Origin of the sequence: Lawsonibacter sp. JLR.KK007 (assembly GCF_036941135.1) — a bacterium.
Lineage (GTDB): Bacteria > Bacillota > Clostridia > Oscillospirales > Oscillospiraceae > Lawsonibacter.
The window spans coordinates 907672-920160 of sequence record NZ_JAYWSY010000001.1 but is presented as its reverse complement, the minus strand read 5'-3'; the positions used below and the strand labels follow the sequence as shown (position 1 = coordinate 920160).

Sequence of the window (12489 nt, the reverse complement as noted above, 5' to 3'; positions counted from 1 at the left end):
AACGGCCGCTTTTTTATTTCAGCTCCGCCACGGTGACGCCGTCCTCCCCCTCGCCGTAGCGTCCGGGGCGGAAGGTCTTCACATAGCGGCTGCGCTTGAGATAAGTCCGCACCGCGGACCGCACCGCGCCGGTACCCTTGCCGTGGACGATGGTGACCGTCTCCAGCTTGCCCATCATGGCGGTGTCCAAAAAACGCTCCAGCACGATGAGGGCCTCGTCGGTCATCATGCCCCGCAGGTCCACCTGGGAGGGGACGGCGGCGGTCCGGAGCGTGTGCTCCGCCCGGGCGATGACCCGGCGGGTCTCCTTTTGGGACTGGGTCTCCCCCTCCACCACCCGGACCTCCTCCTGCTTGGCAGAAATTTTCAAAATCCCCGCCTGGAGCTGGAGGGTACCGTCCTTGCTGACAGACAGCACGGTGGCCCTTGTCCCCATGGACAGCAGTTCCACCGTGTCCCCCTTCTTCGCTGGACGGGTGGGGGGCGGCGGCTCCACCTGGGGGGCGCTGCCTCCGATGCTCCGCTCCGCCTCATTCAGCAGGCGGCGGGCCTCCGCCCGGCCGTCGTTCACCTGCTGCCAGTCCAGGTCCTGGCGTTTTTTCAGCTCCTTCAGCTCCGAGATGGCCAGGTCGCTGGCCACCCTCGCCTCCTCGATGATGGCCCGGGCCTCGGCGTTGGCCTTCTCCACCACCTTGGCCCGCTCGGCCTCCAGCTTCTCCCGGTACTCACGAGCCTTCTCCGCCGACTGCTCCATGTCCAGCTTGAGGCGGCGAGCCTCCTCCCGCTCCCGCTCCATCTCCTGCCGCTGCTGGTCCAGACGGGTGAGCACATCCTCAAACCGGACGTTCTCCGCATCCAGCCGGGCGGCGGCCTTTTCAATGATATACTCGGGGAGTCCCAGCCGCCGGGAGATGGCGAAGGCATTGGATTTTCCCGGGATACCCAGCACCAAGCGGTAGGTGGGGGCCAGGGTCTCCACGTTGAACTCGCAGGAGGCGTTCTCCACCCCTGGGGTGGTCATGGCGTACACCTTCAGCTCGGCGTAGTGGGTGGTGGCCGCCACCTGAGCGCCGATGCCCCGGGCGCTCTCGATGATGGCGGCGGCCAGGGCCGCCCCCTCCACCGGGTCGGTGCCCGCCCCCAGCTCGTCAAAGAGGATCAGCGTCTCGTCGTCCGCCTCGTCCAAGATGCCCACGATGTTGGTCATGTGGGAGGAGAAGGTGGACAGAGACTGGGCAATGGACTGCTCGTCACCGATGTCGGCCAGCACCCTGGAAAACACTCGGACGGTGGAGTCGTCCCTGGCCGGAATGTGCAGGCCGCACTGGGCCATGAGGGTGATGAGGCCCAGCGTCTTTAAGGTGACCGTCTTGCCGCCGGTGTTGGGGCCGGTGATGACCAGGGTGTCGAAATGCTCCCCCAGCTCCAGGTCGTTGGGGACGGCCTTTTTCTGGTCCAGCAGGGGGTGCCGGGCCCCCCGCAGGTGCAAATACTTGTCGGACAGCTTGGGCTCGGTGCACTCCAGCTTGCAGGACAGCTTGGCCCGGGCAAAGATGGCGTCCAGCCAGATGAGCAGCTGATAGTCCTCGGAAATGTCCTCCTTGTGGGCGGCGCACTGGGCGGACAGCTCGGCCAGGATGCGCTCGATCTCCTTCTTCTCCTTGGCCAGTAGCTCCCGCAGCTCGTTGTTGGCCTTCACCACCCCCATGGGCTCGATAAAGAAGGTGGAGCCGGAGGAGGACACATCGTGGACCAGGCCGGGAATGGCGTTCTTGTGCTCCGACTTTACCGGCACCACGTACCGGTCGGAGCGGATGGTGATGATGCTCTCCTGCAGATATTTGGACTGGTTGGAGGAGATCAGCTTTTGCAGAATATCCCGCACCTTGGCCTCGGTGGCCCGCATGTGCCGGCGGATGGAGGCCAGCTCCGGGCTGGCGGAATCGGCCAGCTCGTCCTCCCCCACAATGGAGTTGGTGATGGTGTCCTCCAGAAAGCGGTTGGTGGTCAGCGCCTGGAACAGGTGGGAGATGGGAGTCTTCTCCTCCCCCGCCCCGTAGTCGGAGGCGGTGCGGGCCGCCCGGAGGACGGCAGCGATCTCCAGCAGCTCACGGGTGTTCAGGCTGCCCCCCATGTCCGCCCGCTGGAGGCTGGCGGCCACCGGCTTGATGCCCGCAAAGCCGGGCGTTCCCCGGAGGACCAGCAGCTTTACCGCCGCAGTCGTCTCCGCCTGTGCCCGTTTCACGTCGTCGATATCGTCCATAGGCCGTAGCTCCAGCGCCTGCTCCCGGCCCTCGTCGGTAACGGCGCACCCGGACAGCAGCTCCAGCACACGGGGCAGCTCCAGAGTGGCCATGGATTTTTCAAATAAGTCGCTCATATTCAAACTCCTGTTTTTTCACTCGTTTCTCAAATTTTTCTTTTGCAAACATATAACTCTCCCGAATGAGAAGTTTCATGCTTTCAAAGGTTTGCGCAGAAGGGTTCAGAACGCACACCCAGCCCATCCAGGCGTAAACCGGATGAGGCAGCAGGGTATCCGTCTGGGTAAAGTCCATATCCCCCTCCACTACGCCGCCTTTCGGCGGACGCTTGGGAGCCGGGCCAAACAGGTTGACATAAGTTTGCTTTCTCGGTCCCAGGTTCACCCGGTATACACCAGGGCGGTCCAACTGGGACGCCCGGTCGTTGTCCCCGTCCTTCTCTTTGACCGTGAGGACATAGACGCCCCGTTTCAAAACCTTTCCCGGGTTATAAAAGACGCCTGTCTCTCCCCAGCTGTTCACCAGAACAGTGCCCTCCAGATCAGCCAGGCACCAGTCCAGAATTTGTTTTGGTTCCATCGTCATCCCTTCTCCCACTCCGCCATCAGTGCCCGGAACCGCTCCGGGACCTGCTCCGGAGTGAGGCTGTCATGGACAGCGCAGGTGCCCGCCTCCCGGGCCGTCTGATAGTACCAGCGCTTGTAGTCCAGCATGAGGAGGGTGTCCTCCAGCTGCTTCTGCTGGTCCAGCACCGACTGGCGCTGCTTTTCCAGCAGCTCCAGCCGCTGGCTGATGGTGGCGTCCCCCTGGCGGGACCAGTCCAGAAAGCTACGGATCTCCTTCAGGGGCATCCCCGCCTTTTTCAGGCAGCCCAGCAGCCGCAGCCACTCCATATCCTCCTCCTTGAACATGCGGATTCCCCCGCTGGACCGCTCCACAAAGGGGAGCAGGCCCTCCTTGTCGTAGTACCGCAGGGTGGACGGGGCCACGTCCAGCTTCTGGGCCATCTCTCCTATGGTATAAAACATGGCGATCTCTCCCCAAAAAAAGTCTTGACTTGAAGTTAGCTTCAAGTTGTATAATCTCTTCATACTTATACCGCTATTATAGCGCCTTCCCCCCGATTCGTCAATGAAAGGATGGTCAACCATGATCTACAAGCAGTTCCAGGACCTGAAGCTGTCCGCCCTGGGCTTTGGCTGCATGCGCCTGCCCACCGTGGACGGAAACGACGCCAACCCCAACGAGGAGGAGGCCGCCCGTCTGGTGGCCAAAGCCATGGAGGCGGGAATCAACTACTACGACACCGCCTGGGGCTACCACGCCGGCAATTCCGAGCTGGTCATGGGCCGGATTCTGAAGCAGTACCCCCGGGACAGCTTCTTTCTGGCCACCAAATTCCCCGGCTACGATCTGTCTAACATGGACAAGGTGGAGGAAATCTTTGACCGGCAGCTGGAAAAGCTCCAGGTGGACTACTTCGACTTCTACCTCTTCCACAACATCTGCGAGATGAACATCGACGCCTACCTGGACCCCAAGCACCACATCTGCGAGTCCCTCATGGCCAGGAAGCGGGCGGGACAGATCAAACACCTGGGCTTCTCCGCCCATGGCGATCTGAACACCATGAAGCGTTTTCTGGACGCCTGCGGCAAGGACATGGAGTTCTGCCAGATCCAGCTCAACTGGCTGGACTGGGACTTTCAGGACGCCAAGAGCAAAGTGGATCTGCTCCGCGAGTGGGACATCCCCGTCTGGGTGATGGAGCCGCTCCGGGGCGGCAAGCTGGCCAGCCTGCCCGAGGAGTACGCCGCCAGACTGAAGGAGCTGCGGCCCAGCGAGGGAGTCCCGGCCTGGGCCTTCCGGTTCCTCCAGTCCCTGCCCTCCGTGGTGGTCACCCTGTCCGGCATGAGCACCATGGAGCAGGTGGAGGACAACCTGAACACCTTCCAGGCGGAAGCACCGCTCTCTCCTGCGGAGTTGGAGGCGCTGCTGTCCATCGCCGGCGAAATGACCAGGCGGACCAGCGTCCCCTGCACCGCCTGCCGCTACTGCACCACCCACTGCCCCCAGGAGCTGGACATCCCCCAGCTGCTGGAGCTGTACAATGAGCACGTCTTTACTGGCGGCGGCTTCATTGCCCCCATGCGCATCGCCCAGATGCCCGCTGAAAAGAAGCCCTCCGCCTGCCTGGGCTGCCGCAGCTGCGAGGCGGTGTGCCCCCAGCAGATCCGGATCTCCGAGGCTCTGGCCGACTTCTCCGCCCGGCTGGGCGGCTGAAATCAGCCGCAAAAAAGCCCCCGTCAGGGAGTGCGGATAAAAAACCTTAGAACCCTGCAAAAACGTTGAGCAGTGACCGAAACAATCCAGACTTTGCGGCAAAAACAACACTCCCGAAAAGCACGATTGCAAGATCGTGCTTTTTTACGTTCAGATGGTAAAGGGGATGCCTTTTCCGACCGCCTGACAGTAAGCTGCGAGTGCAGGAACCAGCGTTTTGATTTCTCTGCCGGATGTGTTGATGCAGAGATCATACCCTTCTTTCGCTCCCCAGGGGATCCTTGCCGTCAGCTCATGCTTTTTGGCCCGGTTCTTGTCGATCTGCCGCATCCGGCGCTCCATGAAGTCGGCGTGTTCTTCCTCGGTGACACGGGTCTTGATGATGCGGGTGCGGTGGGGCGTGTTGTAGCGTTTGGACAATCATTTTACCTCCTGTTTCAAAATTCCCTTTAGGGTATAATTCGCCCATTATACACCTTTCAAATTTTCCATATTCAGTTGTCATGGGCGATGTGTTACGCGATGGAAAAGGGAACATCAGGCTTTGGAAAACACAATGCACCCAGGTGGTCAAGACCACTTGGGTGCAGAGAATTTTACTGATATTCACTTTTTATATCGCTCATCGTTAAAGCTATTATAGAGCGAACGCAAAGTATTGTCAATGCGTTTTGGTGTCTACTTTTGTCGAATTGGCCCGATGGAACAGTACAGCCGGGTCGCGGGTGTACTGTTCCGGCGGGTGCGCCGCCCTGCGGCGATTGCGGAAACGGCTTCCGATTTCCGCCCGGTCAGGCGAGAGCGCAACGGGCAAGGCTGACGGATTTTTGTGGCGCGGCTGCGCCACAACACCGGCGCGGAGCGCTGGTCAGCAGGGTTTGGGGAAGGCACTCCCCAACAAGTAGCAGACCAGGGGAACAAACGAGCGGAGCGAAATTTGGGCCACGGGTCGATACTTGCTCTTACGTTACAGGAAGCACCGATAAACTAGAATTTTATCACTTTAATTTTTCCCATTCTTCACGCTTTATGGCATATGCATATGATATCCCATTCTTTTCATCGGGATATTCTTTCACTTTCCTCATACCGATTGCAATAGCAACAGAATACGAACCAATATTTGTATATTTCATGTAAGAATATAGACAATCGTATTCTGTATTCATAAATGCCCAATTTCTAACTGCGCTTGCGGCCTCACTTCCAAAACCTTTCCTCCAATGATTTTTATGAATGTGATACCCTATTTCAGGCAGGAATTCTCCATCAATATTCTGTATTGTCAGCCCGCAGTCGCCGATAAATTCACCCGTTTCTCTTAAAACAACAGCCCACAAACCGAATCCATATTCCTCGTAGTTTTGGAGATTCCATTCAATCCAATCCTTTGTACGTTTCTCATCAAAAGGTTTGGGATAGTGTCGCATGGTTTCTGGATCTGAAAAGATTTCAAATAATGCCGGAAAATCCTCATGAGTAAATTCTCTTAACAGTAGTCTTTCCGTTTCAATTATCATTATTGTTTCTCCTTAAATCCCGATTTATCGGTTTGTTCTGAAAAGTATAGCATAATAGAAACCAGCTTTCAAGAGGCATATTTCTTAATTCGGAATAGCGAGGGCGGCTGTCAATTCGACAAAGTTTTCTTGTGATACTTTACCGCACATGAGCATTTCCGCAGGGTTTCTTGTTTGACAGGTTTTTCAGATGATGATAGAATGAAGCATCCTATTTTGGGAGAGTTTTCGCCATGAAGAAAGAAAATCTGCTGTCCATCGGCGCTCTGTCAAAGCAGACTGGCGTTCATATCAAATCCCTCCGTTACTATGATTCTTTAGGCATTCTCCGTCCTGCCTACGTTGACCCCAGCAGCGGCTACCGCTATTACAGCTTGCAGCAAATACCGGTAGTAGACGCCATCCAGCTGTGTGTTGATCTGGATATTCCTCTCAAGTAGTTTACGGATTATTGCATGGACGGCGGCAGCCGGATTCACTACGGCAAGCTGGTTGAGCGCGGCACGATACTGGCCAAGGAGAAAATTCAAGCCATACAAGACCGGCTGGCTAAGCTGGAGAACATGCGCGCTGAAATCCAACGCAGCGAATTGATTCAAAAAAGCGATGCTATGGTGCGGTGCAGATTTCCCACTATGAATCTTTTGCTTGCTCCATATCCGGAAAATGATGCGGAAATGAAAGTCCTTGCTCTGTTCCACAGCTTAGTGCGGACAGCTGAACGCAGCGGTCTGACGATCAATTATTTTTCCGGGCGGCTGCTTCATTGCCAAGGAAGCCGGAGCGAATTGCTTTTTTACATCGGCGCAGACGTTCCGGAGGGAGTGCGGGAGCTTCCCGAAAATCTTTTGCGGCTTCCGGCGGGCGAGTATCTCTGCTGCAAACAGGCAGCGCCCGCGATTGAACATGCCGAAACTATTTTCCCGGAACAATTTGCGTTGGATTATGAAAAGTATGTGATCGAATCTGAACTATCTCTTGGAGAGTATGACTGTGCCGCACCTCCTTTTGAACTTTGCTGCTCACTCCCTAATGACCTCGCTCCCTGACAGGATATTGGACTGAAAAGGTTCATTCACCAATACGCAGGGACATCGCATTCATGATCAGCACCCAGAGCTTTAGAAGCGGTATCTGGTAGGATAGGAACAGATTAGCATCATCTTCCACCCGCTCAGCGGTTCCTTGGCGGAAATGCATTATAGGCTATCCCATTGTGGGAGAGTCAATAGGTTTTCTGATGTTTCTCTGCTTTTTTGAAACATGCAGCAGGATGAAAACAGCAGCGGCATTGAATCGTCAGATTCAATGCCGCTGTTTGCTTGTCGATCAGTTTAACACAATTTCATGAATCGCCTCGATCAGATCAACGACCTCTCCACGGTTTACCAAAGCCACGCTCTCTCCGTCTACCACCGCGAGACAATGGGTTCCATCATACCGGTACAGCCGAATCAAAACCGTCTGGAACTGCTCATTGTCAAGGTGGATGGTCAGGCCGATCTCTTCTTTCTGAGAGGGCTTTTCACCGGTGAACTCGTCCGCGCGCAGAGCCTCCAAAGTCGCTTTGAGGTCATCAATTTCCAATTCCTCCTCTTGGAAAGACCAAGTACGCTCCTTTCCCTTTTCCTCCGAAGTCAGGGTATAGGAGTCCCCTTCCAGAGAAATGTCGATTTGCCGGACATCCGCAAAGTCCGCGGTGAATATCTCCAGATGCCGGAAGTCGTCATAGGATGCGGCCATCAGATCCTTGTACTGGTCGGAGGAAATTTGATAGATGATGGGGGACTGGTCTACCCGCAGATAGGCCGTGACCGTCTCATCCTCACTGTCATCCTCATCGGACGGTTTCTTGATCTCCTCTGGATCACGGCTGATATGGAGAACAAATACTCCTGCCCTTTCCTCGTCTTTTGGCGTATACTCCACAGTGACCGTCAGCTCCGGTGTATCCAGACCGTAGGTGGTCAGCTCCTCGTCCGTCACCTTGTAGGTGACATAGTTGGTCGGATTCAAATTTGAGATTTTACGCAGATAACCATTCACCCGATCCGTATCCAGAGGCAGGGATTTTTCGCCGCGCCGGGTAAAATAGACATCCTCGGCGCAGTAGGTATTGGAGCTGTCCTCCTCGTAGGAAACGGCGTAATCCTGCGCGCCGGAGAATTGGATACTGGTTACCTGATCGAAGTCCGGCATTTCATCATGGGCAATCAAATCGCTGAGAACGGCGTCAAACTGATCCAGCGGGTCGTTCTGAACCAGGTAGACGTTGCCGTCTCCGATGGAGGCGTACCGCTGGGAATCCATCTTGCTGAAATCTCCCAGCTTGATCTCATAGGACTGTTCCTCCGTGGTCAGGTGAATGGTACACACGGGGTTGTCCAGCCCATACTGCCCATAGTCCTCCACACCCTCAATGACAAAAGCCGCGCTGAGGGGCTGGAATTGCTCCAGCAGTTCGTTGATTTTGTCCTCGCTCACCGGAAACTTCTCGTCCTCGTCATAAAGCCATGTCTCATCCCTGTGGAACGCCAGAGTTTCTCCCTTGTGTTCCCAGGAGAGGGCTTGAACGGAGTCGCTGGACAGCTCCAGGATAGGTTCGCCGCTGTTCTTGATCTGTTCCTTGCGCCCCGCTATCTGAGTAACCGCAAGGGTGGCGACACAGGCTACAACCAAAACACCCAGCAGAATATAAAGTTTTTTAGACCGGCTCATTTTGCAGCCTCCTTCTTCTCAATGCAACCACAACACCGATACCCAGGTACGCCAGCGGGAATACGCCAATCATCAGCACCTTCAGCAGAGAAGCGGTGGAATCACTGATCGTGAGGTAGTTGTAATTCAGCGACTTGCTGCGGATGGCCATGGCCTCCGTCTCGCCAATCAGGGAGGACAGGGCGTTCATGCTCAGGTTGGCGTTGGCCCCGGAGGAAACTGCGTTGTGCATATCGTCCAGGAAATGGGACGATGTGAACCAAACGATCTGCCCTTCACCGGCAGTGTCGATGGAAACGGCCAGGGCAAAGGGGCCGTCAATGTCCCCATCTTCCTTCTCGTAATCCGTCATGTCGTAGCCATCTAACTTGCTGAACGCGGATTCGGAAGTGGTCAGCAGAGCGGTCACACTCTCGGAGTCCTGGGGAACCGTCAGGCCCAGAGAGATGAACATAGTGGGGTAATAGTTTTCTTCAATCAGGGAATCTGTAATGGCATGGCTGTTCATATCAGGCAGCAGAGAGAGCGGGCCTTGGAAGGAGTAGTGTTCCCGGTTCGGCTCTACCACCACACCCTCATTGGCCTCTATGCCGTAGTCTGCCAGCAGGCTATAGAGATTGTCCAGATTACTGTCAGGCACAGGTCCGGCTGCTACAAACAGCTTGCCGCCCTCCGAGGTATAGTCCGCCAGCAGATCCCGTTCATCTTGGGAGATGTCGCTGGACGGAGCGTAGATCATGACACAGTCCGCGTCCTCTGGGATGGCGTCCACCGTCAGCAGGGAGAGGGATTCCGTTTCCATGTTTTCCTTTTCGATCTGATCCCGGAAGGAGGCGGGAAGCTCGGCCTCCCCGTGGCCCTCCAGAATGTAGATCTTGGGCAGCTCCTCGGTGGTCACGTAGTCGATAGCGGAGGTGATAGCGCCCTCGCCGTCAAAGGAGGTGCTGTAAGAGTAGGAGTAAATATCCGGTTCCTGCACAAAGATGTCGCCATAGCCGATAAAGCGGCTGCGTTCACCGCACTCCACAATGAGGCTGTTGTTCTGGACGGTTTCATCGGTGTATTGTTCGCGCGCTTTGTTCCTTGACAATCTGCGTAGAAATACGCAATAAAACAAGGCAGATTTCGCAAGAAATCTGAACTCTATGCTTGATTCGGCAGGGGCAGAACCTGCCTGACCCGGTGTGACGGGTGACCAAAACTCTGATGCTCCGACGTGCGTCCATAGTGTCATATGGAACGTGCGAAGCTCGGTAAAGAGCGGAGGCGATATCTGAGACGGTATCGCGCCGCAGGAGGCTATAAATCGGTCATGTCCAGTATGTTTTGTTGCAACCGACATATGTCCTGAGAGTACGGCTCGTAAACGCCAGGATGATTATACAGCCATCCGCCCCCATGAGGGGTGCTGCCGCCGTTGAAATTTGAATTTGTGGAAAACGGCAGAAAACCATTAAGGTCGAATGTCTTTGGCAGAATATCACACAAGTCAAAGATGGCAGCCGGGTTAGAGGGACGGGCTAAAACCGATATGTAAAGCTAAAGCATAGGGAACAAAGGAACCATGGACGGCACTTCATCTTTTTGAAGTAAGTGGAGTGGCACCTCCGCCGCGCGGGTAGGAAATGACCCGCTAATCCATGGGGCAGCAGCCCGTAGTAGCGAGGATGTCCGCAATAATAAGGCGGACGGAGCGAAGGGGCATAGTCAGTGCAGATTCGTATGTGAACAGAAGGTCGAGGAAGCCGTAGGCATACCTGACTAAAACCAGAAACACCAATTCCGAAGGGAGGCGGTGCGTATGGCACAACAATTCGACTACCCGAAAACCGAAACGGAATTACGCAAGCTCCAAGATAAACTGTATCAGCACAGCAAAAAGGTCTATGACGAGGGCGGAAGGCCAGCGCTCAAGGGACTTCTGGAAATTATGTCAGCAGAAGCAACCATCATCACAGCAATTCACAACATCAAAAGTAACCACGGCAGTGAAACCCCCGGTGTGGACTCCAAAACCATGCGCGATTACCTGCAACACTCCCATTCGTGGGTCATTCGAGATATTCAAAGCGCGTTCAAGCACTTTGAGCCGCAGAAAATACGCCGGGTGTATATCGACAAACCAGGAAAAGCCGAAAAACGTCCGCTGGGCATTCCTACCATACGGGACAGAATCGTACAAGAGTGCATGAGGATTGTGTTAGAACCCATATTCGAAGCACAGTTCTTTGCCCATTCCTACGGTTTTCGGCCCATGCGGGACGCACCTATGGCATTGGAACGCGCAAAATTGCTTGTTCATCATACTGGCTACCATTGGATTGTCGAGGGTGATATCAGCAAATGCTTTGACCGTATTGACCACGCTATTCTCCTGAAACGTCTTTATCACATGGGGATAAGGGACAGACGGGTACTGCAAATCATCAAGGCAATGCTGAAAACCGGGGTCATGGATGAATGTGAGGTAAATGAGGAAGGTACGCCACAGGGAGGGTTAATTAGTCCCCTATTGGCAAATGTCTACTTGGACATCATGGATGAATGGATTACCAAGCAGTGGGAAATAAAGAAAACAGAATATCCATTCTCAAAACCCTACCGCAAGTACAAAGGTCTGCGTAGAACGGCCTTGATTCCAGGATTCCTCGTCCGATACGCAGACGACTTCATAATCATCACAGACACACGCGCTCATGCCGAGGACTGGAAAAAACGACTGCAAATATTTCTCCACAGCAAAATGAAGCTGACACTATCCCCAGAGAAAACGCTGATAACAGATATCCGAAAAAAGTACATCAAATTCCTTGGCTATGAATACAAGGTGGTTCCGGGAAAAGCGCGAAAAGGCTATATTCCAAGAACGATTCCAGAAAGAGACAGATTAAGGCGGAAAACTGACAAGATTGCTCATGACATCAAGAAAATCCCGCACTATTACAGCCGGGAACAAATGGTGGACGCAATCAATCGCATCAACAGCCAAATCAGGGGAATTATCCAATATGATCAATGCTGTACCTGGGTGAACATTTCCATGAAGAAGTATAGCAGGAGGCTACAATTCGTTGCCAGACGCCGCCTGACGCAGTACAAGGGAAAGTGGATTCCTGCAAATCAAACGCAAAATCTTCCCCGTGTTCATCAGCAGTATAAGCAAAAGATACCCTCCATGAAATATCGCGATATTTATATCGGTTTTACCGCACTTTCCTTTTGCAAATGGGAGAAAACTATCCCCAAAAAGGAGGAAGAGACGCCCTACACTGAAGCTGGCAGGCAACTTTTCTTTGAGCGCACGAAAAAGAAGCGTATACACGCTCGCCTTGATGAAATGTACTCGGAAAAATCGGCCAGAGCAACCAGATATGGGCAATGGGGAAAACTTAACAACTTTGAGTTTATTATGAATCGGGCCTACGCGCTCAACCGTGACAAACTCAAGTGCCGGGTTTGCGGCGGCTGGCTTATTTCCAGTATGCCATGGGCACACCGGGTCAACCCAAATCTCCCATTGAATAAGGTAAATCGTGTCAACAATCTGATATCCCTGCACAAGAAATGCCTCGACGCAGTTAATAACCCGAACTATGATATAAGCGAGTTTGATGCAAAAGCACAGAAGAAAATTATCGGTTATAGGGAAAAACTGGTTCCTTCACATACACGCAACAAATAATCTGCATTGATGGAGCGCCGTG

10 protein-coding genes and 1 pseudogene are annotated in these 12489 nt (G+C 54.3%); 4 read left to right on the top strand and 7 right to left on the bottom strand.

Annotated elements, in window-relative coordinates:
- Positions 1–13: 13 nt before the first annotated feature.
- The 3 genes from VV088_RS05160 to VV088_RS05150 are packed head-to-tail and all read right to left on the bottom strand — an operon-like array spanning position 14 to position 3292.
- Entirely contained in the window at positions 14–2380 is a 2367-nt protein-coding gene (locus VV088_RS05160; RefSeq protein ID WP_334599698.1) for an endonuclease MutS2, read from the bottom strand.
- Positions 2364–2843, bottom strand: a complete 480-nt coding sequence (locus VV088_RS05155; RefSeq protein WP_334599697.1) for a DUF6194 family protein — start codon at positions 2841–2843, stop codon at positions 2364–2366. The genes VV088_RS05160 and VV088_RS05155 overlap by 17 nt, the downstream gene beginning before the upstream one ends.
- A gap of 2 nt (positions 2844–2845) precedes the next feature.
- Entirely contained in the window at positions 2846–3292 is a 447-nt protein-coding gene (locus VV088_RS05150; protein ID WP_334599696.1) for a MerR family transcriptional regulator, read from the bottom strand.
- A gap of 121 nt (positions 3293–3413) precedes the next feature.
- Here VV088_RS05150 and VV088_RS05145 point away from each other — a divergent pair, with 121 nt between their 5' ends.
- Entirely contained in the window at positions 3414–4547 is a 1134-nt protein-coding gene (locus VV088_RS05145) for an aldo/keto reductase (protein WP_334599695.1), read from the top strand.
- A gap of 333 nt (positions 4548–4880) precedes the next feature.
- On the opposite strand, the pseudogene VV088_RS05140 reads toward VV088_RS05145, so the two are convergent.
- Both VV088_RS05140 and VV088_RS05135 read right to left on the bottom strand, forming a co-directional pair.
- A pseudogene (locus VV088_RS05140) lies at positions 4881–4967 on the bottom strand (plasmid mobilization protein); the annotation flags it as partial.
- A gap of 578 nt (positions 4968–5545) precedes the next feature.
- Complete coding sequence (locus tag VV088_RS05135) at positions 5546–6067, bottom strand: GNAT family N-acetyltransferase (protein WP_251316562.1); 522 nt, start codon at positions 6065–6067, stop codon at positions 5546–5548.
- A 233-nt stretch (positions 6068–6300) separates the two neighbouring features.
- On the opposite strand from VV088_RS05135, the gene VV088_RS05130 reads away from it, so the two are divergent.
- Together VV088_RS05130 and VV088_RS05125 are read left to right on the top strand one after the other, a co-directional pair.
- Positions 6301–6507: a MerR family DNA-binding transcriptional regulator gene (locus VV088_RS05130; protein WP_334599694.1), complete on the top strand. Its 207-nt coding sequence runs from the start codon at positions 6301–6303 to the stop codon at positions 6505–6507.
- Positions 6508–6522: 15 nt separating this feature from the next.
- Positions 6523–7116 (top strand): hypothetical protein, encoded by a 594-nt coding sequence (locus VV088_RS05125; protein WP_334599693.1) that lies wholly within the window; start codon positions 6523–6525, stop codon positions 7114–7116.
- 280 nt (positions 7117–7396) lie between these two features.
- Here the strand turns inward: VV088_RS05125 and VV088_RS05120 are convergent, their stop codons facing one another.
- Positions 7397–8785, bottom strand: a complete 1389-nt coding sequence (locus VV088_RS05120) for a DUF4340 domain-containing protein (protein WP_334599692.1) — start codon at positions 8783–8785, stop codon at positions 7397–7399.
- Positions 8772–9875 (bottom strand): Gldg family protein, encoded by a 1104-nt coding sequence (locus VV088_RS05115; RefSeq protein ID WP_334599691.1) that lies wholly within the window; start codon positions 9873–9875, stop codon positions 8772–8774. The genes VV088_RS05120 and VV088_RS05115 overlap by 14 nt, the downstream gene beginning before the upstream one ends.
- A 711-nt stretch (positions 9876–10586) precedes the next feature.
- Between VV088_RS05115 and ltrA the strand changes: the two genes are divergently transcribed.
- The gene (ltrA, locus tag VV088_RS05110) at positions 10587–12467 is read left to right on the top strand and encodes a group II intron reverse transcriptase/maturase (RefSeq protein ID WP_334599178.1); all 1881 of its coding nucleotides are present in this window, start codon (positions 10587–10589) and stop codon (positions 12465–12467) included.
- Positions 12468–12489 lie beyond the last annotated feature (22 nt).

Excerpts from the sequence above, each read along its gene's own strand:
- VV088_RS05160 (WP_334599698.1), bottom strand. The coding sequence starts at position 2,380 with ATGAGCGACTTATTTGAAAAATCCATGGCCACTCTGGAGCTGCCCCGT.
- VV088_RS05155 (WP_334599697.1), bottom strand. The coding sequence starts at position 2,843 with ATGGAACCAAAACAAATTCTGGACTGGTGCCTGGCTGATCTGGAGGGC.
- VV088_RS05150 (WP_334599696.1), bottom strand. The coding sequence starts at position 3,292 with ATGTTTTATACCATAGGAGAGATGGCCCAGAAGCTGGACGTGGCCCCG.
- VV088_RS05145 (WP_334599695.1), top strand. The coding sequence starts at position 3,414 with ATGATCTACAAGCAGTTCCAGGACCTGAAGCTGTCCGCCCTGGGCTTT.
- VV088_RS05135 (WP_251316562.1), bottom strand. The coding sequence starts at position 6,067 with ATGATAATTGAAACGGAAAGACTACTGTTAAGAGAATTTACTCATGAG.
- VV088_RS05130 (WP_334599694.1), top strand. The coding sequence starts at position 6,301 with ATGAAGAAAGAAAATCTGCTGTCCATCGGCGCTCTGTCAAAGCAGACT.
- VV088_RS05125 (WP_334599693.1), top strand. The coding sequence starts at position 6,523 with ATGGACGGCGGCAGCCGGATTCACTACGGCAAGCTGGTTGAGCGCGGC.
- VV088_RS05120 (WP_334599692.1), bottom strand. The coding sequence starts at position 8,785 with ATGAGCCGGTCTAAAAAACTTTATATTCTGCTGGGTGTTTTGGTTGTA.
- ltrA (WP_334599178.1), top strand. The coding sequence starts at position 10,587 with ATGGCACAACAATTCGACTACCCGAAAACCGAAACGGAATTACGCAAG.